The sequence below is a fragment of the Methylobacterium sp. TK26 genome, assembly GCF_055361565.1.
Map to the genome: position 1 here is coordinate 2,572,544 of NZ_CM143965.1, position 19,313 is coordinate 2,591,856.

Genomic DNA, 19,313 nt, shown 5'->3' on the forward strand with positions numbered 1-19,313 from the left:
GTCTCAGTCCCGTTCCAGGCCGGCGACGGCCCTGGCGAAATCGCGGGCCGCGAAGGGCTCCAGATCCTCGACGCCCTCGCCGACGCCGATGAAGTGCACCGGCAGGCCGAATTTCGCCGCCAGCGCCACGAGGATGCCGCCCCGCGCCGTGCCGTCGAGCTTGGTCATCACCAAGCCGGTAATCGGCGCGGCCTGGGAGAACAACTCCACCTGCGAGAGGGCGTTCTGGCCGACCGTCGCGTCGAGGATCAGCAGCGTCGCGTGCGGCGCCTCAGGGTCCTGCTTGCGCAGGACGCGGACGATCTTCTCCAACTCGGCCATCAGGCCGGTCTTGTTCTGCAGGCGGCCCGCCGTGTCGATCATGAGGATGTCGGTGCCCGCCGCCTGCGCCTGCTTCAGCGCATCGAAGGCGAGCCCCGCCGCGTCCGCCCCCTGGGCACCGCTGATGACCGGCGAGCCGGTGCGGGCGCCCCAGACGTTCAATTGCTCGATGGCCGCCGCGCGGAACGTGTCGCCGGCCGCGAGCATCACCGAGCGGCCCTCGGCGCGGTAATTGGAGGAAAGCTTGCCGAGCGTCGTGGTCTTGCCCGCGCCGTTGACCCCGACGGTGAGGATCACGAACGGCTTCTTCGCCGTGTCGATCTCCAGGGGCTTGGCCACCGGCTCCAGCGCCCGCTCGACCTCGGTGGCGAGGATGGCGCGCACCTCGTCGGGGGAGATGCCCTTCTCGTAGCGCCCCTTGCCGACGGCTTCGGAGATCTTCACCGCGGTCTCCAGGCCGAAATCGGCCTGGATCAGCGCGTCCTCCAGGTCTTCGAGGGTGGTGGCGTCGAGCTTGCGCTTGGTGAACAGCCCCGTCACCCGGTCCGACAGGGCCGTGGAGGTGCGACGCATGCCCGTGGTCAGGCGGCTCCACCAGCCCTTGGCCTCCGGCTCGCGGTCGGGGCCCGCGCCGGCATCGTGCGCCAGGGCGGCAGCCGTGTCGGTCGGCTGGATGTCCGGGTCGAGGGCGACATCCGGCTCGGGCGAGACCTCCACCGCCGGGGAGACGTTCGGCTCGCGGTTCATGGTGCCGGTATCGACCGGGTCCGCGCCGTGCGCCGGCCGGTCGCCGGCCGTGCCGGTGGGGGGCTTCTCGTCCTCGCCCTCGACGGGCAGCAGGTCGGCGCCCTCGGTGGCGTCTTCGTCCTCGGGCAGCGGGATGTGCTCCACATCCTCCGCGCCCGTGGCGAAATCCAATTCGCCCTCGGCGGGGGTGGCCGGCACCTCCTCTTTGACCTCGTCCTTGCCCTTGCGCCCGAACAGGCGCCCGAACCAGCCGGGCTTGTCCTCGCTCGTCATAAACCCTCGCCTTCCGCCCGAATCCGGCGCATGTCCCGAATCCGATGCCTCATACAACCGACATAGGCGCGCGCCTCCTGTATCGCGATGCCCTGGTGCTCGTCATCGACAAGCCTGCGGGTCTTCCGGTCCATCCCGGCCCCCGTGGCGGCGAGACGCTGACCGACCATCTCGACGCGCTCCGCTTCGGCCTGCCCCGCCGGCCGGAAGCCGCGCACCGCCTCGACCGGGACACGTCCGGTTGCCTCGCGCTGGGCCGCCACGCCAAGGCGCTGGCCCGCCTCGGCAAGCTCTTCTCCGGCAATTTGGCCGAGAAGACCTACTGGGCCATCGTCTCCGGCGGCCCCGCCGGGGAGGCCGGCAGCATCGACATGCCGCTCGCCCGCCGCTCCTCCGATCCGCGCTCGTGGTGGATGAAGGCCGATCCGGCGGGCGATGCGGCCCTGACCCATTGGCGCGTCCTCGGCCGGGCCGAGGGACGGACATGGCTCGAACTCAAGCCGGTGACAGGGCGGACGCACCAATTGCGCGTCCATTGCGCCGAATCGGGCTGGCCGATCCTTGGCGACCCGATCTACGGCGGCGCGCCGCGCGGCAGCGCCCTCCACCTCCACGCCCGCGCCCTGTCGCTGCCGCTCTACCCGAAGCGTGAGCCCATCGTCGTTCAGGCACCGGCTCCGGTGCATATGGAGGCGGCGCTTCGTGAACTCGGCCTCCACGCAACAACCTCGTCTCGGGAGTCTGACCGGCAAGCCGATTCCTCCCCTCACCCACCCTCATCCTGAGGTGCGGCGCAGCCGCCTCGAAGGAGGGCTCCAGACAGCGGTGCGATCGCTGGAGCCCTCCTTCGAGGCCCGCTGACGCGGGCACCTCAGGATGAGGGACCGTGTTGGACGAACGAATAGGTACAGTCCGCGATCAGCCGCGTCCCGTCATGGCCGACGATACGCGCCGAGATGAATGCCCCCGGCTCCGTGCCGTCACCGAGCCAGACAGTGGAAAAATCCTCCGCCCTGCCGGTACCGCCGCGCTCGGCCAGCACCGTCAGCGACTTCCCCACCTGACCGGCGAGATGCCGGGCGCGGGCGGCATCGCCCGCCTCCCGCAGACGCGCCGCGCGCGCGCGGATCGCCTCCGGCGCCACCGGGGGCATCCGCGCGGCCGGGGTGTCGGGGCGGGGCGAATAGGGGAAGACGTGCAGATGCGTCAGGCCGCATTCCTCGACCAGGGCGAGGGTCTGGCCGAACTGCGCCTCGGTCTCGGTGGGGAAGCCCGCGATGAGATCCGCCCCGAAGACGAGGCTAGGCCGGGCGGCGCGGGCCTGCGCGCAAAAGCGAATCGCGTCGTCGCGGGAATGGCGGCGCTTCATGCGCTTGAGGATGAGGTCGTCGCCGGCCTGAAGCGACAGATGCAGATGCGGCATCAGCCGAGGCTGCCCGGCGATGGCATCGAGCAGGGCGTCGTCGGCTTCCACGGAATCGATGGACGACAGCCGCAGCCGCGCGAGGTCCGGCACCTCCGCGAGGATCCGCAGCACCAGGCCGCCGAGGGACAGGCCCTCATCGAGATCGCGGCCATAGGCGGTGAGGTCGACCCCGGTGAGCACCACCTCGCGCCCGCCGGCCTCGACGGTGCGGGCCACCTGCTCCACCACCGCGCCCGCCGGCACGGAGCGGGAGCGCCCCCGCCCGAACGGGATGACGCAGAAGGTGCAGCGATGGTCGCAGCCATTCTGCACGGGCACGAAGGTGCGGGTGTGCCCCGCCATCTCCGGCACGTCCGCGCGCTCGGCGGTGAAGGATTCCATCACCGCGCCGGGTCCCCGCGCCGCACCGGTCCAGGCGGCGGGGTTCAGCTTCTCGGCATTGCCGATCAGCCGCCCGATTTCCGGCATGGCGCGGTAGGCCTCGGTCTCCACCTCGGCGCCGCAGCCAGTGACGACGATCTCGGCCTCGGGATTAGCGCGGGCGGCGCGGCGGATCGCCTTGCGCGCCTGCCGCCCGGCTTCCTGCGTCACTGCGCAGGTGTTCACCACGAGGCGCGGGCGCCCATCGCGAGCGGCGAGGCGGCGCATGGCCTCCGTCTCGACAGTGTTGAGCCGGCAGCCGAAGGACAGGGTCTCGACGCTCAACAATCGATCCCGGCGAACAGCTCCGGCGCGAGGGTACCTTCCGCGACGAGGGCGACCGGGCCTGTCATCAGCACATGGTCGTCGGCCCGCCACTCCACGAAGAGGTCGCCGCCGGGCAGGCTCACATTGGCCTGCCGGCCGATCATCCGCAGGCGGGAGGCCGCCACCACGGTCGCGCAGGCCGCCGTGCCGCAGGCGAGCGTCAGGCCCGCGCCGCGCTCCCACACCCGGAGCTTGATCGCTTCCCGCGCCAGCACCTGGGCCACCGAGATGTTGGCCCGCTCGGGGAAGACCGGATGATTCTCGAGGAGCGGCCCGATCCTGCCCAGGTCGTACCCGTCCGGGTCCGCATCCACGAAGAACACCGCATGGGGGTTGCCCATGTTCACCACCCCCGGCGAATGCAGCACGGGGTCGTCGATCGGCCCGATCTGCAACTCGATGCGGCGGGTGTCCGGGAAGGGCTCGGCCAGCGGGATCTCGTCCCAGGCGAGGTGCGGGCGGCCCATGTCCACGGTGAAGGACCGCTCGGAGTTGCGCCGCACGCCGACGCGGCCGGCGCTGGTCTCCAGCAGCAGGCGGCTCCCCTCGGCGGGGCGGGCCATGGCCGGGTCGTCCAGCATCGCGTAGGCGACGCAGCGGGTGCCGTTTCCGCAGGCGCCGGACTCCGACCCGTCCGTGTTGTAGATGCGCATGAAGGCGTCGGTCCCCCCGCTCACGGGATCGTGCAACACCATCAATTGATCGAACGACGAGCCCGGATCGGCGGCGATGGCCCGCGCTTCGGCCGCCGAGACGCGCAAAACCGTGCCGCGCAGGTCGAGCACGACGATGGCGTTGCCGGCGCCGTGCATCTTCAGGAAACGTCGATGGGCGAGTGCGCTCATACGAAAGGATCTGCCGGAGGGGTTCGCGCGCTTATGGCAAACCCGGCGCCCAAGCGCGAGTGCGCCGCAGCGTTGCAGATCCGCCGCACAGGCCGGGACCCGTGGCGGACGGCCTCGCGGCACCGGCGGAACCGAATTACGTTAACACCCGGCCGCCGCGAGACCCCGAGTCGCCGCCGCCGATGGGAGCCACCCGCGTGACCCGTTGCCGTCGTCTCGTCCCCGCGCTCTGCGCCCTCGCCGCAGGGCTGGCTACCGCCATGCCCCTTGCGGCGCAGCAGCCCCCCTCCCCCGCGCAGACCAACCCGCTGCCGACGACCACCGCGCCGAACCCGCCGGCCGACCCGAACAAGAGTGCGGCCCCGGCGCCGGAACAGGCCATCGTCCCGCCCCCCGCGGGCCAAGCGGCGCAGCCCGCCGATCCGTCGCGCCCGCCCCTCGTCGCCAAGCCCGCCGAGGCGGGGGACGTCGATGAGGTGACGCTGCCCGCGAAGCCCGCCGCCATCCTCTCCGGCAAGGCCAAGTGGGAAGAGGCCGTGCCGAGCCTGCAAAAGGCCTTCGCGCAGATCGAGGCCGACCTCGCCAAGGCCGGGATCAAGCCGGCCGGACGCCCCATCGCCGTCTTCACCAAGACGGAGGATGCCGGCTTCGACTTCGAGGCGATGATCCCCGTCGCCGCCGCGCCGGCCACACCGCCGGTCTCCGAGGACGGGCTGCGCTTCGGCACGACGCCCTCCGGCAAGGCCCTGCGCTTCGCCCACCGGGGCTCCTACGAGGGCATCGACACCACCTACGAGACCCTGACCGCCTATCTCGATGCCAAGGACATCGTGGTGCAGGACAAGTTCGTGGAGGAATACGTGACCGACCTGAAGGACGGCGCGGACGACACCCTCGACGTCAGCATCTACGCCCTGCTGAAGTGACGTCCGTGAGCGGGTTCCTCTTTGCGCGGGCGGCCCGGCCGCTCGCCGATGGACATTTTGCCGCCGCCGACTCCGGGCGGGAACGTGGCCAAGCTGCCGGTGATTTGCCGGTTATGCTCGCCGCGAACGATCATTCGCCCCCCAAGGTCGTGCCCGCCGCCGAGATCGACGGGGCGGGCGACCTCGCGCTCGTGGTGCATGCGCGGCTCTGCGCCGTGTACAAATGCCCGATCCCGTATTTCAGCGAGAAGGAGCCGCTGTCCGAACTGATTTCGGCGCTGCTCTCCCACCGCACGCGCAACGCCGCCTCCGGCAAGGCGTTCAAGAGCCTGCGCGCCCGCTTCCCGACCTGGGAGGAGGTAATGTGCGCCGACCTCTCCGCAATCGAGGAGGCCATCGCCGGGGTGACGTGGCCGGAGTTGAAGGCGCCGCGCATCCGCGAGATCCTCTCGGCCATCGACGTCCGGGCCGGGCGGCTCAGCCTCGACTTCCTGGCCGACCTTCCCCCGGAGGAGGCGCGGGGCTGGCTGGAGCAATTCCCCGGCATCGGACCGAAGACCAGCGCCGCCGTGCTCGCCTTCTCGTCCCTGCGGATGCGGGCTCTGCCGGTGGACAGCCACCACCACCGCGTCGCCCAGCGCCTCGGGCTGATCGGGCCGCGCGTCGGCCTCGGGCCCGCGCATGTCCTGCTGCTGGCGCAACTGCCCGCCGACTGGTCGGCGCAGGACCTCTACGACAACCACGAGATCCTGATGATGCACGGTCAGCAGGTCTGCCACTATCGCCGCCCCGCCTGCGGGCGCTGCGCCCTGGTGGATCTCTGCCCGAGCGCACTCGTGGAGATGCGCGAACCCTGAGCATCGCCTCCGCTTGACCCTTCGGCGGCGAGGTTCCACTAACCGGCGCCCGGCTGGCGAGACGTGACCCCGTGAGACCCGGCCCTTCACTCACAGGATCGGCGCCGATGGCCGCGTTCAAGGAATTGGTGTTCTCCGGCGTCCAGCCGACCGGCAACCTCCATCTCGGCAACTACCTCGGCGCCATCCGGCGCTTCGTGGAGATGCAGGCGCGCGAGGCGCAATGCCTCTATTGCGTCGTGGACATGCACGCGATCACCGTCTGGCAGGACCCGGAGGCCCTGCGCGGCCAGATCCGCGAAGTCACCGCCGCCTTCCTCGCCGCCGGGATCGATCCGAAGCGCTCCATCGTGTTCAACCAGAGCCAGGTACCGCAGCACGCCGAACTCGCCTGGGTGTTCAACTGCGTCGCCCGCCTCGGCTGGCTGAACCGCATGACCCAGTTCAAGGAGAAGGCCGGCAAGGACCGGGAGAACGCCTCCATCGGCCTCTACGATTATCCCGTGCTGATGGCCGCCGACATCCTCGCCTATCGCGCGACGCATGTGCCCGTCGGCGAGGACCAGAAGCAGCACCTCGAACTGACCCGCGACATCGCGCAGAAGTTCAACACCGATTTCGGCGCCTCCATCACGGCGCAGGGCCATGGGGAAGGCTTCTTCCCGATCACCGAGCCGATCATCGGCGGCCCGGCGGCGCGGGTCATGTCCCTGCGCGACGGCACGAAGAAGATGTCGAAGTCCGACCCCTCGGACAATTCGCGCATCAACCTCACGGACGATTCGGACGCCATCGCCCAGAAGATCCGCCGGGCGAAGACCGATCCCGAGGCCCTGCCCTCCGAGGTCGCGGGCCTCAAGGAACGGCCGGAGGCGGACAACCTCGTCGGCATCTACGCCGCGCTCGCGGGCACGACCCGCGAGGACGTGCTGCGCGAGCATGGCGGCGCCCAGTTCTCGGCGTTCAAGCCGGCGCTGGCCGACCTCGCCGTGTCGAGCCTCGCGCCCATCGCCGCCGAGATGCGCCGGCTCTCGTCCGATCCCGGCCATATCGACGCCGTCCTGGCCGACGGCGCCGAGCGGGCCGAGGCCATCGCCCAGGAGACCCTGGATGCGGTGAAGGACATCGTCGGGTTCGTGCGGAGGACGCGGGGATGACGATCCGGGCGCTGGTCTTCGACGTCTTCGGGACGCTGGTCGATTGGCGCTCCGGCGTCGCGCGGGAGGCGCGGCGCCTCCTCTCCGCGCAGGCTCCGGACCTCGATGCCGGCGCCTTCGCCGATGCGTGGCGGGGGCGCTACCAGCCCTCGATGGAGACCGTGCGCTCGGGCGCCCGCCCCTTCGTGGATCTCGACACGCTTCACGCCGAATCGCTCCCCGACGTGCTGGCGCAGTTCGGCATCGCGGACGTGTCCGACGCGGTGCGGGCCGAACTGGTCCAGGCGTGGCACCGCCTCGATGCATGGCCGGAAGTGCCCGCCGCCCTGGCACGGCTGCGCGAGCACTTCATGCTGGCGCCGAACTCGAACGGACCGGTGCGGCTGATGGTCGACCTCGCCCGCCGCAACGGCCTCGTCTTCGACGCGATCCTCGGCGCGGGCTATTCCCGCGACTACAAGCCGAAGCCCGCCCTCTACCGGGACGCGGTGGCCGCCTTCGGCTTCGCGCCGGAGGAGACGATGATGGTCGCCGCCCATTCGAGCGACCTCGCGGCGGCGGCGAGCCATGGGCTCTCCACCGCCCACATCGCCCGGCCCTCGGAGAACGGGCCGGCGGGCGGCGAAACGGGGCCGAGCGTACCCGTGACCTACGCGGCCTCCGATCTGGCGGACCTCGCCGACCAACTCGGCTGCCGCTGACGCGAGAGAGGGGAGCCCACATGGCCGATTGGAACCCCGCCCTCTACACCCGCTTCGAGGACGAACGGACCCGACCGGCGGCGGACCTGCTGGCCCGCGTGACCCTCGACAGGCCGGCGCTCGCCATCGACCTCGGCTGCGGGCCCGGCAACTCGACGGCGCTCATCGCCGCCCGGTACCCGGAAGCCGAGATCGTCGGGCTCGACACCTCCCCCGCCATGCTCGACAGCGCGCGGGCGCGCCTGCCGCATCTGCGCTTCGGCCTCGCCGACGCCGCGACCTGGGAGCCGGAGCGGGCGCCGGACCTGATTTACGCCAACGCCGTGCTGCAATGGCTGCCGGATCACCCGGCCTTGCTGGCGCGCCTGTTCGGCCATCTGGCGCCGGGCGGGGTGCTCGCCGTGCAGATGCCCGACAACCTCGCGGAGCCGACCCACCGGCTCATGCGCGAGGTCGCGGCCTCCGGCCCCTGGGCTTCGGCCATCGGGGATCCGGCCGTGGCGGGCCGCCTCGGCCGGATGCTGGAGCCCGCCGGCTATTACGACGTCCTCGCGCCGCTGGCCGCCGAGGTCGATGTCTGGCGCACCGCCTATCACCACCGCATGGCCGATGCGGCGGCGATCGTCTCCTGGGTGAGCGCCACGGGGCTGCGCCCCTTCCTCGATCCCCTCGACGAGGACCAGCGCGCCGGCTTCCTCGCGGCTTACGAGGCGGCCATCGACGCCGCCTACCCGCCCCAAACGGACGGGCGCCGGCTGCTCGCCTTCCCGCGCGTCTTCATCGTGGCGCGCAAGGGGCCGTGAGTTTGGCTAGGGCTGTTGTCGTTTAGGTTGGGTCATAAGCGTCGTATCCGGCGGCGGCGATGTAGTTGCGGCATTCCGCTGGGGTGAAGGCTGCGAAGGCCCGGGCGATGGCTGCCCAAAGGTCTGGGACGGTTCGGGCAGCGGCGGTGCGCAGCAGCGCCTTGAGCTTTGAGAAGGCCTGCTCGATCGGGTTGAAGTCGGGCGAGTAGGCCGGGAGGTAGAGGAGCCGCGCGCCGGCCGCCTCGATGGCTTCGCGCACGCCGACGACCTTGTGGGATTGCAGGTTGTCGAGGATGACGGTGTCACCCGGCTTCAGCACCGGGACCAGGGTGTCGGTGACGTAGGCGCGGAAGCGCGCGCCGTTGGTGGCCCCGTCGAACAGGGTGGTGGCGACCAAGCCGCTGGTGCGCAGGGCGGCGGTGACGGTGGTGGTCTTGTAATGGCCCTGGGGCACGAGGAGCCGGCAACGCTCGCCGCGTGGAGCCCGACCATAGGTGCGGGCCATGTTCGTGGCGGTCGCCGTCTCATCGATGAAGACGAGGGTGTCGGGATCGAAGTCGAGTTGGCCCTCGAACCACGCCTCCCGTGCGGCTCTCACGTCCGGACGCTCCTGCTCGGCCGCGTAGACAGCCCCTTTTTACGGGTGATCCGATGCCGGGCGAAGAACCGCCACAGCCCGCTGACGCTCGTGCGGACACCCTGCTCGGCCAGGATATCACGCACCTCGTGCAGGAAGGCCTGCGGCTGCTCCCGATCGACCTGAAGGATCCGCTCAGCGTGCGCTTCGAGGGCCGGTGCGGGTCGCTGCCCGCACGAGGGCCGGGGCGCGATCGCGCCCTCCGCCTGGAAGCGTTCATGCCAGCGGATCGCGCTGGATGGGCCGACCCCGAAGCGCTTGGCCGCCTGTCGGCGCGAAGCTCCCGCCTCGATCGCCGCGATCACGCGTTCTCGCAGATCCATCGATAGCGCTGACGGCATCCCGACCTCCTCGGAAAGCCCAACATCGAATCAGATCCGCAGACTGCCCGCTACCCCCAACGATTCAACCCAGCCGGACACGGCTCTAGCCCTGCCCGCGCGCGACGAGTTCGCCGTAGGCCCCGAGATCGAGTTCGCCTTCGGCGGCGACCCGCGCCCGATCCTCGTCCGCGATGACCGGCTGCACGAAGTCAAGGCGCTTCCACTGCGCCAGCGGCGTCTCCTGGCCGTCTTTCGGCACATAGCGGCTCTGCTCGACCTTCGTGTAGCGGTGGATGTAGCGGGGACAGTTCACCCACAGCGTCTCCACCTCGACGCGCACGATATACTGCGCCTCCGGGTAGCGGGCCTGCAGCGGGTCGTCCCTCACGATCCGCGCGGTGCCCTGGACACGCAGGCGGTGCGGCGTCTCGAAATCGATGAACAGCAGGCCGACCTTCCCCTGGCCGACGATGTTGCCCATCGACAGGAACATGCCGTTCCCGTCGTAGCCGGGGAAGGCGAGCGTGCTGTCGCCGACGACCGACACGACACCGGTCGGGCCGCCCTTGTAGGAGACGGTCGGGTTGCCGTTCTCGTCCACCGTCGAGAGGAAGAACATGTCACGCGATTCGATGAAGGCGCGGTCCTGCTCATCGATGGCGCGGTGGACGTGATGCTTGTCGAGGAAGTCGGCGAGCTTCGTCGTGCCGAAATCATCCTGAAGGGCGCGGTGCGCTTCACCGTACAACGTGTCCAAAGGCTCCTCCCATACTTGTGGTTGGAACCGTTCATTCCAGAGGCCGCGCGCAAAGAAAAGGGCCGGCCCCATCTCTGGAGCCGGCCCCGTTGCCTCACGGCGGTGGAGATCAGTTGCGGGACTTGTCGACCAGCGCCTTCTCCGAGATCCACGGCATCATGCCGCGCAGCTTGGTGCCGACTTCCTCGATCGGGTGGGCGGCGAGCTTGGCGCGGGTGGCCTTGAACGAGGTCTGGTTGACCTTGTTCTCCAGCATCCAGTTGCGGGTGAAGGTGCCCGACTGGATGTCGTTCAGCACGCGCTTCATCTCGGCCTTGGTCTCGGGCGTGATGATGCGCGGACCGGTGACGTACTCACCGTACTCGGCTGTGTTGGAGATCGAGTAGTTCATGTTGGCGATGCCGCCCTCGTAGATGAGGTCGACGATCAGCTTCACCTCGTGCAGGCACTCGAAATAGGCCATCTCGGGGGCGTAGCCCGCCTCGACCAGGGTCTCGAAGCCGGCCTTGATCAGCTCCACGAGGCCGCCGCAGAGCACGGCCTGCTCGCCGAACAGGTCGGTCTCGCACTCTTCCTTGAAGGTGGTCTCGATGATGCCGGCGCGGCCGCCGCCGTTTGCGGAGGCGTAGGACAGGCCGAGGTCGTGGGCGTTGCCCGAGGCATCCTGGGCGATGGCGATCAGCGTCGGCACGCCGCCGCCGCGCAGGTACTCGGAGCGCACGGTGTGGCCGGGGCCCTTCGGGGCGACCATCAGCACGTCGAGGTCGGCGCGCGGCTCGATCAGGTTGAAGTGCACGTTCAGGCCGTGGGCGAAGAGGAGCGCGGCGCCCTGCTTCATGTTGCCGGCCAGCGACTCACGGTAGATGTCGCCTTGCAGCTCGTCCGGGGTGAGCATCATCACCACGTCGGCCCACTTGGCGGCCTCGGCGACCGACAGGACCTTGAAGCCTTCGTGTTCGGCTTTCTTGGCGGTGGCGGAGCCCTCGCGCAGGGCGATGACGATGTCCTTCACGCCCGAATCGCGCAGGTTGAGCGCGTGGGCATGGCCCTGGCTGCCGTAGCCGACGATGGCGACCTTCTTGCCCTTGATCAGGTTCAGGTCGGCGTCGCGATCGTAATAGACCCGCATGGCGGCAATGTCCTCTTTCGTGTCGGTGAGCGCGCGCGGGCGCTCCGTGGGTGTGCGGCCGTGCGATAGCGCGGGCTTTTAGCCGCGCAAGCCTCTGAACGGAAGGCCAAACCGTACAGGGCTGGTCCGCCGTCAGGCCGGCAGCGCCAAGCCTTCGCGGGCGAAGACGGCTTGCACCGCCGGCCGGGCGGCCACACGCTTGGCGTGCGCCGTCCAGGCGGGGAAGCGACCGGCCATGTCGAACTTCAAGAACGGCCCGCGTCCCCAGACCCAGAAGACCATCAGGTAGGCATCGGCCACGGTGAAGCGGTCGCCCACCGCCCAGCCCCCGTGGGACAGGCGCACCTCGGTCATGGTGCAGAGATCGCCGTAGGTGTCGGCGCCCTTGGCGCGGATGCCGTCATGGGCATCCTCGTCGTTCGTGTAGCGCTCCGCGCGGCGGACATGGGCGTAGGTGACGTGATGGTTGCAGGCGAGCCAGCCGAGCCATTCGTCGGCGACCGCCATCTCGCGCAGGTCCGCCGGCCACAGGCCCGTCTCCGGCACCTGCCGGGCGACGTGGCGCATGATCGCCGAGCATTCGGTGAGCACCCAGCCATCCTCGACCAGCGCCGGCACCCGGCCCCGGTCGTTGATGGCGAGGTATTGCCCGGAGCGCTGGTCGCCCCTGGCGAGATCGAGGGCCTTGCCTTCGAAGGGCAGGCCAGATTCCTCAAGGACGATATGCGCCGCCAGCGAGCAGGCGCCGGGGGCGTAGTAGAGGGTGCGGGCGGTCATTGCTGTCCAGTATTGATGGGGGCTTCGATGCCGATCAACGTCGCGACCTGATGGCGAACCTTGGTGAGGGTCGTCGTCGGCACAAAACCGAGACGTCTCAGAATGCGGGCATGTTGATCGATGGAGCGAACCTGATCGGTCAGGACCGCCCCCGTCGTACCCAGTCCCGGCGGCAGCATCACTTTGGTCGGCCAGGGTTCGATGTTGCTCGTGATCGGACAGACGATGACACGACGCGTGGCAGCATTCATCAGCGCTTCCGAAATGATGAGGGCCGGACGGCGCCCATCCTGCTCCGTCCCGCGAACCGGGCCGAACTCGACGAGAATCAAATCGCCGGCCTGAAGCGCCGTTTCACCGGGAATAGTCATCGTCGATGATCTCGGAACCGCGATCCGCCCCCCAATCCACGGTCGGAGGCTCGAAGTCGGGCCCGAGGCGGCGCATCTCCTCGACCATTTCAGCGAGTGTGTAGGCCGGTGATCCATCGGCGTAGCGGCGACCCGTCCAAGGTCGAGACTCGGATTCCCGCTCGCGCTTCGCGACGATCTCCACGGTCTGGCCTTCCCGGACGCCGAGTTCCTCGGCCTCCGAGTCGGTCAATCTCACAACGAGATCGTCACCCCAGCGGACGACCTTGGCTTCCATGGCTCGCGACTCCCAAGGGACGAGCGCATCATAGCAGACGCGCCATCTCCATCCTAAAGCGGCTCGGCACCCCGGCTCATCGCGGCGATGCCGGTGCGGCAGATCTCCACGAGGCCGATCACGCTCATCAGGCGCACGAACCGGTCGACCTCCTCCGTCGCGCCGGTCAGCTCGAACACGAACGAATTGAGCGTCGCGTCCAGCGTCTTCGCGCCGAAGGCGGCGGCGAGGCGCAGGGCCTCGCTGCGGTGCTCGCCCTCGCCCTTCACCTTCACGAGGCAGATCTCCCGCTCCAGGGCGTTGCCCTGCAGGGTCAGGTCCACCACCCGGTGCACGGAGACGAGGCGGTCCAGCTGCGCCTTGATCTGATCGATGACGGCGTTGGTGCCCGTGGTGACGATGGTGATGCGCGAGATGTGGCGCGCCTCCTCCGTCTCGGAAACGGTCAAGCTCTCGATGTTGTAGCCGCGACCGGAGAACAGGCCGGAGATCCGCGCCAGGGCACCCGGCTCGTTGTCCACCACCACCGCCAGCGTGTGACGGTTCACCGCTTCGACCCGGACCGGATCCGGGTAGTGGGTGTTCATCGCGTTCATGCCCGTGGTCCCGTCCTGTTGTTGCGGCCCGCATCGGGCCGGTCCCTGCGAAGTCCCGCCCCGGAAGGTCGCCTGGACGCTCCCCGAGACGCATGATAACGGCGCGGCGGATGACAGCCCGACAGCGCGCCCTCGATGCCGTGTGCCCCAGCGGACGCCTCGGCGTCGAACTCGGCCCCCTGAACCGGCCGCTGATCCGGCGCGAGGACGGCGACATCCTCTATGCCGACCACCGGACCACCGACGACCTCCGCGCGAAATACGCGGGCCACGAGTCGGTCATCGGACCCGACGCGCAGCCGATCGTCGAGGTCGATCTCGTCCTCGAACACCAGAGCCTCGCCGAAGCGCTGGGACCGCGCGCGCCCGTGGACTACATCGTCGCGAGCCACGTCATGGAGCACATCGCGGACCCGCTCGGCTGGCTGAACGAACTGGCCGCCGTGTTGCGCGAGGGAGGGGTGATCTTCCTCGCGGTCCCCGACAAGCGCTTCACCTTCGATTTCCACCGCCGCCCCTCCACGACGGCGGACCTCGTCGGCCACCATATCGCCGGAGCGCGGCTCGCGAGCCCCACCCAGGTGTTCGACTACGTGTCCCGCGTCGCCGAGGTCGATCCCTTCGCCGTCTGGGCCGGGCGGGAACGCGATCCGAAGCCGATCTTCGAGGGCCAGCTCGCGCGGGCGCTCATCGATGCGCGCAACGTCGCCGCCCATGGCAGCTATTACGACGCCCATTGCACGGTCTACACGCCCGCGAGCTTCCTCGGCGTATTCCGGGAGGTGATCGCGCTCGGGCTGATCCCCTTCGAGATCGCCCGCATCGACCCCACGGCGCGCAACACGATCGAGTTCTTCGTCACGCTGCGCAAGCACGAGGCGGCGAGCCCGGCCGAGCGCGCCGCCGCGACGCCGCCCCTCGACGGGCGACGGCACGGCGAACTGCCGGACGTGCCGGTGCGCGGGCTCCGGCGGCGCCTCGCCCTGGCGCTGCGGATGCTGCGCACCGGCAGCATCCACGGGTCTGAGGAGGGCCGACACGGCTGATCCCCGGAGCGGGGCTCAGACCAGCATCTTCCCTTCCTCGGAGATCACGTCGCCCAGCTCGACGCCGGTCTCGCCGAGGTAATCGGAGAGCAGCATCTCGTTGTGCGCCTTGCCCGAGGGGATCATCGGGAAGCAGTTCTCGGTCTTGTCGACCACGCAGTCGAACAGGACCGGGCCATCATAGGCGAGCATCTCCGCGATGGACGCGTCGAGATCGCCCGGCTTCTCACAGCGCATGCCCTTGGCGCCGTAGGCCTCCGCGAGCTTCACGAAGTCCGGCAGGCTCTCCGAATAGCTCTGCGAATAGCGCGAGCCATGGAGCAGTTCCTGCCACTGGCGGACCATGCCCATGTACTCGTTGTTGAGGATGAACACCTTCACCGGCAGCCGGTACTGGATGGCCGTGGAAAGCTCCTGGATGTTCATCAGGATCGAGGCTTCGCCCGCGATGTCGACCACGAGCCCGTCCGGGTTGGCGAGCTGCGTGCCGATGGCGGCCGGCAGGCCGTAACCCATGGTGCCGAGGCCGCCGGAGGTCATCCAGCGGTTCGGCTCCTCGAACTTGAAGTACTGCGCCGCCCACATCTGGTGCTGGCCGACCTCCGTGGTGATGAAGGTCTTGCGGTCCTTGCACGCCTCGTAGAGCCGCTGCACCGCGTATTGCGGCTTGATGATCGTGCCCGAGGGCCAGTAGGCGAGGCAGTCGCGGGCCTTCCACTGGCGGATCTTCTGGAACCAGCCTTCGAGGTTGGACTTCTCCGGCTTCGACGGCAGGGCGCGCCACGCCTCCAGCATGTCGGCGAGCACGTAGGCGCAATCGCCGAGGATGCCGACATCGACCTTCACGACCTTGTTGATCGAGGAGGCGTCCACATCGACGTGGATCTTCTTCGAGAACGGCGAGAAGGCATCGAGGCGGCCGGTGATGCGGTCATCGAAGCGCGCGCCGATGCAGATCATCACGTCGCATTCGTGCATCGCGAGGTTGGCCTCGTAGGTCCCGTGCATGCCGAGCATGCCCAGGAACTTCTCGTCCGAACCCGGATAGGCGCCCAGGCCCATCAGCGTGGAGGTGATGGGGAAGCCGGTCTCGGCCACGAGTTCACGCAGCAGGCGCGAGGCCTCCGGGCCGGCGTTGATGACGCCGCCGCCGGTGTAGAAGACCGGGCGGCGGGCGCCGGCCATCAGCTCGACGGCCGCGCGGATGCGCTCCGGGTCGCCCTTCACGGCCGGCTTGTAGGTCTTGTGCCGCATCGTGGTGGGGCGCTCGTAGAGGCCCGAGGCGAACTGGATGTCCTTCGGCAGGTCGATGACGACGGGACCGGGGCGACCATTCTTCGCGACGTAGAACGCCTCGTGCAGGATGCGCGGCAGGTCCTCGATCGATTTCACGAGGTAATTGTGCTTCGTGCAGTGGCGGGTGATGCCGACCGTGTCGCATTCCTGGAAGGCATCGGTGCCGATCAGGTGCGTCGGGACCTGGCCCGTGATGCAGACGAGCGGGATCGAATCCAGCATCGCATCGGTGAGGCCGGTGACGATGTTGGTGGCCCCGGGGCCCGAGGTGACGAGCACGCAGCCGACCTTGCCGGACGAGCGGGCATAGCCCTCGGCGGCGTGAACGGCGCCCTGCTCGTGGCGCACGAGGATGTGCTTCACCGCCTCCTGGTGAAACAGCGCGTCGTAGATCGGCAGCACCGCGCCGCCCGGATAGCCGAAGAGCGTATCCACGCCCTGATCCTGGAACGCCCGGATGACCATCTCGGCCCCGGTCATGACCTCGCCGCCCATGTCCGTCTCCTCGTCCTATCGGCCTTGTCGCTGGCCGTCCCTCGTTCCGATGCGCCTGTCGCGGGCAACAAAAAAGGGCCCCGAGGGACCCTGCAAGCGCCACCAGCCGGATTGCGGCTCGTGTTAGAGCCGCCCGGTCGGTGACGCCACCGCTACAATAAGGACCGTGCGCATCGCGAAAACCAAACTCCGCCCGGCGTGTATCCCCCGATCGTTCGGAGGCCTCGCACCAAGGATTGCGCGTCTTACTCCCGGAAAGTCGGCCGGTCAACGACCCGACTCACGAGAAACCTTGCCGGCAACGCCTCACGCCGCCGGGGGCGGGAAGCGGCGCACCCAGCCGCTCGCCGCGTCGTAGGCCGCGCCGAGCTGCAGGCAGGCGAGTTCGCCGTGATTGCGCCCGACGATCTGGATTCCCACCGGCAGGTTGTTCGGGCCGAACCCGGCCGGCACGGCCAGCGCGGGAAGCCCGGCCATGGTCGCGGGCACCGCGATCTGCATCCAGCGATGGTAGGTGTCCATCGCCTGCCCGTCGATCGTGTCGGGCCAGCGCGTCGCGGTGTCGAAGGGAAAGACCTGCGCGGTCGGCATCACCACGAAGTCGTAGACGTCCATGAAGCGGCGCAGCGCTCCGTACCAGCGCGTCCGGCCTTCCAGCGCCGCCATCACCTGATCGGCCGTGAGGTCGGCGCCGCGCTCGGCTTCCCACACCGCCTCGGGCTTCATCAGCGCCCGGCGGGCCGGGTCCATGACGAGGGGGCGGAGATTCGCCGACACGGTGAAGGCGCGCAGCACGCCCCAATCGTGCCAGACCTGCTCGATGTCGAAATCGGGCACCGCCTCGTCCACGAGGCAGCCGATATCGGCGAAGGCGGTGAGCGCGGCGCGGCAGGTCTCCAGCACGCCCGGCTCGAACGGGATGCGCCCGCCGAAATCCCCGAGCCACGCGATGCGGACGCCCCGGAAGTCCCGCTCCAGCGGCCCGGCGAAGCCGGCGGGATCCTGGCGGATCGAGTTCGGGCAGCGCGGATCGTAGCCGGCCTGCACTGACAACATCAGGCCGATATCGGCCGGGCTGCGCCCGATGGCGCCGTGAACGCTGAGACTAGGGCTGAACACGTCGAGGGTTTCGGACGGGATGCGCCCCCAGCAGGTGCGCAGGCCGTAGACGTTGTTGAAGGCCGGCGGATTGCGCAGCGAGCCGCCATGGTCGGTGCCGTCCGCCACGGGCTGCAGGCGCAGGGCGACGGCTACTGCCGCGCCGCCGCTCGACCCGCCGCCGGTCTTGCCCGGATCGTAGGCGTTGCCGGTGACGCCGTAGACCGGGTTGAAGCTGTGCGAGCCGAGGCCGAATTCGGGGATGTTGGTCTTGCCGATGAAGATCGCCCCCGCCGCCCGCAGGCGCGAGACCATGATCGAGTCGGCCTCCGCGATCCGCTCGGCGAAGATCGGCGACCCTTGGGTGAACGGCAGGCCCCGGACGGGGTCGAGATCCTTCACCGCCAGGGGGAAGCCGTGGAGGGCCCCCACCGGCTCGCCCCGCGCCAGGACGGCATCGGCCTGCGCGGCCTCGTTCAGCAAGATCGCCTCGTCGCGCAGGGCGACGATGGCGTTGAAGGTCGGGTTGAGGCGCGCGATCCGGTCGAGATAGGCGCGCATCACCTCCACGCAGGAGATCGCCCGGCCGCGGATGGCGGCGGAGAGATGGACCGCGCCGAGCGCGGTGATACCGTCCGCGCCAGGCATGGTCATGCGCTCCCGATGGTCCAGGGAAGGGTTTCGTCGCCCCGGAAGACGACGACCTCGGTCTCGTCCACGGCGACGCAGGAGACGATCCGGCCGGGTAACCGTTCCAGGGTGATGGTCTCGGCGTTCGGTTCGATGCCGTGGAAGCGGGCGCCGTGGAGGGAGGCGAAACCCTCGAACCGGTCGAGGGCGCCTTCCTCGTCGAAGACCTGAACGTAGGTTTGCAGGGCGGTGGGCCCGCAGAACACCCCCGCGCAGCCGCAGGCTGATTCCTTGGCGCCGACCGGATGCGGCGCCGTATCGGTGCCGAGGTAGAAGCAGCTCTCGCCCGAGGTCGCCGCCTTGCGCAGGGCGAGGCGGTGCCGCTCGCGCTTGGCCACCGGCAGGCAATACAGGTGCGGCCGCAGGCCCCCCTGGAAGATGTGCGTGCGGTTGATGACGAGGTGGTGCGGGGTGATCGTCGCCGCGACGCGCGGGGCGTGGGCGCGCACCACGTCGAGGATTTCGGCGGTGGTGGCGTGCTCCACCGTCACCTTCAGCCCCTGGTGCCGCGCGAGCAGCGGCAGGAGCTTCGTCTCCATGAACACCGCCTCACGGTCGAAGATGTCGACCGCCGGGTCCGTCACCTCGCCGTGGATCAGGAGCGGCATGCCGATCCGCTCCATCCGCTCCAGCACGGGGGCGATGTTGGCGAGGTCGGCGACGCCCGCGTGGGAATTGGTCGTGGCCCCGGCCGGATAGAGCTTGGCTGCGATCCACACCTTCTCGCGGAATCCCCGCTCGATCTCGTCCGGACTCGTGGCGTCGGTGAGGTAGCAGGTCATCAGCGGCGTGAAGCTCTGCCCCTCCGGCAGTGCCGCCAGGATGCGGTCCCGATAGGCGGCGGCGGCGTCCACGCTCGTCACCGGCGGCACGAGGTTCGGCATGATGATGCCGCGGGCGAACTGCGCCGCCGTGTAGGGCAGCACCGCGCGCAGCATGGCGCCGTCGCGCAGGTGGATGTGCCAGTCGTCCGGCTTGCGGATGACGAGGCGGTCGAGGGGGGACGCGGCCATGGCGC

20 protein-coding genes are annotated in these 19,313 nt (G+C 69.5%); 7 read left to right on the forward strand and 13 right to left on the reverse strand.

Features of this window, described 5'->3' with window-relative positions:
• Positions 1 to 3: 3 nt before the first annotated feature.
• Complete coding sequence (gene ftsY / locus ACXJ1Y_RS12400) at positions 4 to 1,341, reverse strand: signal recognition particle-docking protein FtsY (protein WP_463846565.1); 1,338 nt, start codon at positions 1,339 to 1,341, stop codon at positions 4 to 6.
• A 44-nt stretch (positions 1,342 to 1,385) separates the two neighbouring features.
• Here ftsY and ACXJ1Y_RS12405 point away from each other — a divergent pair, with 44 nt between their 5' ends.
• Positions 1,386 to 2,126 carry an RluA family pseudouridine synthase gene (locus tag ACXJ1Y_RS12405; RefSeq protein WP_463846566.1) on the forward strand — a complete coding sequence of 247 codons (741 nt, stop codon included), beginning with the start codon at positions 1,386 to 1,388 and terminating at the stop codon, positions 2,124 to 2,126.
• A gap of 86 nt (positions 2,127 to 2,212) precedes the next feature.
• Here the strand turns inward: ACXJ1Y_RS12405 and mtaB are convergent, their stop codons facing one another.
• Positions 2,213 to 3,472 (reverse strand): tRNA (N(6)-L-threonylcarbamoyladenosine(37)-C(2))-methylthiotransferase MtaB, encoded by a 1,260-nt coding sequence (gene mtaB / locus ACXJ1Y_RS12410; RefSeq protein ID WP_463846567.1) that lies wholly within the window; start codon positions 3,470 to 3,472, stop codon positions 2,213 to 2,215.
• Positions 3,469 to 4,359: a diaminopimelate epimerase gene (gene dapF / locus ACXJ1Y_RS12415; protein WP_463846568.1), complete on the reverse strand. Its 891-nt coding sequence runs from the start codon at positions 4,357 to 4,359 to the stop codon at positions 3,469 to 3,471. Before dapF ends, mtaB begins: the two co-directional genes overlap by 4 nt.
• Positions 4,360 to 4,556: 197 nt before the next feature.
• On the opposite strand from dapF, the gene ACXJ1Y_RS12420 reads away from it, so the two are divergent.
• From ACXJ1Y_RS12420 to tam, 5 genes are all read left to right on the forward strand, one after another.
• A complete protein-coding gene (locus ACXJ1Y_RS12420) occupies positions 4,557 to 5,285 on the forward strand; it encodes a GyrI-like domain-containing protein (protein WP_463846569.1) in 729 nt (242 codons plus the stop codon).
• A 113-nt stretch (positions 5,286 to 5,398) separates the two neighbouring features.
• A complete protein-coding gene (locus ACXJ1Y_RS12425) occupies positions 5,399 to 6,142 on the forward strand; it encodes an endonuclease III domain-containing protein (RefSeq protein WP_463846570.1) in 744 nt (247 codons plus the stop codon).
• Positions 6,143 to 6,249: 107 nt separating this feature from the next.
• Positions 6,250 to 7,299, forward strand: a complete 1,050-nt coding sequence (gene trpS, locus ACXJ1Y_RS12430; RefSeq protein WP_463846571.1) for a tryptophan--tRNA ligase — start codon at positions 6,250 to 6,252, stop codon at positions 7,297 to 7,299.
• Positions 7,296 to 8,000: a haloacid dehalogenase type II gene (locus ACXJ1Y_RS12435; RefSeq protein WP_463846572.1), complete on the forward strand. Its 705-nt coding sequence runs from the start codon at positions 7,296 to 7,298 to the stop codon at positions 7,998 to 8,000. Before trpS ends, ACXJ1Y_RS12435 begins: the two co-directional genes overlap by 4 nt.
• Positions 8,001 to 8,020: 20 nt before the next feature.
• Positions 8,021 to 8,803 carry a trans-aconitate 2-methyltransferase gene (tam, locus tag ACXJ1Y_RS12440; RefSeq protein WP_463846573.1) on the forward strand — a complete coding sequence of 261 codons (783 nt, stop codon included), beginning with the start codon at positions 8,021 to 8,023 and terminating at the stop codon, positions 8,801 to 8,803.
• Between the two features lie 22 nt (positions 8,804 to 8,825).
• On the opposite strand, the gene ACXJ1Y_RS12445 is transcribed toward tam, so the two are convergent.
• From ACXJ1Y_RS12445 to ilvN, 7 genes are all read right to left on the reverse strand, one after another.
• A protein-coding gene (locus ACXJ1Y_RS12445; protein WP_463846574.1) for an IS630 family transposase occupies positions 8,826 to 9,781 on the reverse strand; the annotation gives its coding sequence in 2 pieces (ribosomal slippage) (positions 8,826 to 9,430 and positions 9,430 to 9,781; 957 coding nt in all).
• Between the two features lie 85 nt (positions 9,782 to 9,866).
• Positions 9,867 to 10,520, reverse strand: a complete 654-nt coding sequence (locus ACXJ1Y_RS12450; RefSeq protein WP_463846575.1) for a pyridoxamine 5'-phosphate oxidase family protein — start codon at positions 10,518 to 10,520, stop codon at positions 9,867 to 9,869.
• 109 nt (positions 10,521 to 10,629) lie between these two features.
• Positions 10,630 to 11,649, reverse strand: coding sequence for a ketol-acid reductoisomerase (ilvC, locus tag ACXJ1Y_RS12455; protein ID WP_342165243.1), 1,020 nt, complete (start codon positions 11,647 to 11,649; stop codon positions 10,630 to 10,632).
• Between the two features lie 132 nt (positions 11,650 to 11,781).
• Positions 11,782 to 12,426, reverse strand: coding sequence for a glutathione S-transferase family protein (locus ACXJ1Y_RS12460; RefSeq protein ID WP_463846576.1), 645 nt, complete (start codon positions 12,424 to 12,426; stop codon positions 11,782 to 11,784).
• A complete protein-coding gene (locus tag ACXJ1Y_RS12465; RefSeq protein ID WP_463846577.1) occupies positions 12,423 to 12,797 on the reverse strand; it encodes a type II toxin-antitoxin system PemK/MazF family toxin in 375 nt (124 codons plus the stop codon). Before ACXJ1Y_RS12465 ends, ACXJ1Y_RS12460 begins: the two co-directional genes overlap by 4 nt.
• Positions 12,781 to 13,074, reverse strand: a complete 294-nt coding sequence (locus ACXJ1Y_RS12470) for an AbrB/MazE/SpoVT family DNA-binding domain-containing protein (RefSeq protein ID WP_463846578.1) — start codon at positions 13,072 to 13,074, stop codon at positions 12,781 to 12,783. Before ACXJ1Y_RS12470 ends, ACXJ1Y_RS12465 begins: the two co-directional genes overlap by 17 nt.
• Positions 13,075 to 13,127: 53 nt before the next feature.
• Complete coding sequence (gene ilvN / locus ACXJ1Y_RS12475; RefSeq protein ID WP_342165247.1) at positions 13,128 to 13,670, reverse strand: acetolactate synthase small subunit; 543 nt, start codon at positions 13,668 to 13,670, stop codon at positions 13,128 to 13,130.
• Between the two features lie 110 nt (positions 13,671 to 13,780).
• Here ilvN and ACXJ1Y_RS12480 point away from each other — a divergent pair, with 110 nt between their 5' ends.
• Complete coding sequence (locus tag ACXJ1Y_RS12480) at positions 13,781 to 14,716, forward strand: class I SAM-dependent methyltransferase (RefSeq protein ID WP_463846579.1); 936 nt, start codon at positions 13,781 to 13,783, stop codon at positions 14,714 to 14,716.
• A gap of 15 nt (positions 14,717 to 14,731) precedes the next feature.
• Here the strand turns inward: ACXJ1Y_RS12480 and ACXJ1Y_RS12485 are convergent, their stop codons facing one another.
• From ACXJ1Y_RS12485 to pyrC, 3 genes are all read right to left on the reverse strand, one after another.
• A complete protein-coding gene (locus ACXJ1Y_RS12485) occupies positions 14,732 to 16,507 on the reverse strand; it encodes an acetolactate synthase 3 large subunit (RefSeq protein ID WP_243955266.1) in 1,776 nt (591 codons plus the stop codon).
• A 306-nt stretch (positions 16,508 to 16,813) separates the two neighbouring features.
• Positions 16,814 to 18,259, reverse strand: coding sequence for an amidase (locus tag ACXJ1Y_RS12490; protein ID WP_463846580.1), 1,446 nt, complete (start codon positions 18,257 to 18,259; stop codon positions 16,814 to 16,816).
• Entirely contained in the window at positions 18,256 to 19,308 is a 1,053-nt protein-coding gene (gene pyrC, locus ACXJ1Y_RS12495) for a dihydroorotase (protein WP_463846581.1), read from the reverse strand. Before pyrC ends, ACXJ1Y_RS12490 begins: the two co-directional genes overlap by 4 nt.
• Between the last annotated feature and the right edge of the window lie 5 nt (positions 19,309 to 19,313).

Excerpts from the sequence above, each read along its gene's own strand:
- ACXJ1Y_RS12460 (WP_463846576.1), bottom strand. The coding sequence starts at position 12,426 with ATGACCGCCCGCACCCTCTACTACGCCCCCGGCGCCTGCTCGCTGGCG.
- ilvC (WP_342165243.1), bottom strand. The coding sequence starts at position 11,649 with ATGCGGGTCTATTACGATCGCGACGCCGACCTGAACCTGATCAAGGGC.
- tam (WP_463846573.1), top strand. The coding sequence starts at position 8,021 with ATGGCCGATTGGAACCCCGCCCTCTACACCCGCTTCGAGGACGAACGG.
- ftsY (WP_463846565.1), bottom strand. The coding sequence starts at position 1,341 with ATGACGAGCGAGGACAAGCCCGGCTGGTTCGGGCGCCTGTTCGGGCGC.
- pyrC (WP_463846581.1), bottom strand. The coding sequence starts at position 19,308 with ATGGCCGCGTCCCCCCTCGACCGCCTCGTCATCCGCAAGCCGGACGAC.
- ACXJ1Y_RS12480 (WP_463846579.1), top strand. The coding sequence starts at position 13,781 with ATGACAGCCCGACAGCGCGCCCTCGATGCCGTGTGCCCCAGCGGACGC.
- dapF (WP_463846568.1), bottom strand. The coding sequence starts at position 4,359 with ATGAGCGCACTCGCCCATCGACGTTTCCTGAAGATGCACGGCGCCGGC.
- ACXJ1Y_RS12425 (WP_463846570.1), top strand. The coding sequence starts at position 5,399 with ATGCTCGCCGCGAACGATCATTCGCCCCCCAAGGTCGTGCCCGCCGCC.
- ACXJ1Y_RS12490 (WP_463846580.1), bottom strand. The coding sequence starts at position 18,259 with ATGACCATGCCTGGCGCGGACGGTATCACCGCGCTCGGCGCGGTCCAT.
- ACXJ1Y_RS12435 (WP_463846572.1), top strand. The coding sequence starts at position 7,296 with ATGACGATCCGGGCGCTGGTCTTCGACGTCTTCGGGACGCTGGTCGAT.
- ilvN (WP_342165247.1), bottom strand. The coding sequence starts at position 13,670 with ATGAACGCGATGAACACCCACTACCCGGATCCGGTCCGGGTCGAAGCG.
- ACXJ1Y_RS12465 (WP_463846577.1), bottom strand. The coding sequence starts at position 12,797 with ATGACTATTCCCGGTGAAACGGCGCTTCAGGCCGGCGATTTGATTCTC.
- trpS (WP_463846571.1), top strand. The coding sequence starts at position 6,250 with ATGGCCGCGTTCAAGGAATTGGTGTTCTCCGGCGTCCAGCCGACCGGC.
- ACXJ1Y_RS12405 (WP_463846566.1), top strand. The coding sequence starts at position 1,386 with ATGCCTCATACAACCGACATAGGCGCGCGCCTCCTGTATCGCGATGCC.
- ACXJ1Y_RS12470 (WP_463846578.1), bottom strand. The coding sequence starts at position 13,074 with ATGGAAGCCAAGGTCGTCCGCTGGGGTGACGATCTCGTTGTGAGATTG.
- ACXJ1Y_RS12485 (WP_243955266.1), bottom strand. The coding sequence starts at position 16,507 with ATGGGCGGCGAGGTCATGACCGGGGCCGAGATGGTCATCCGGGCGTTC.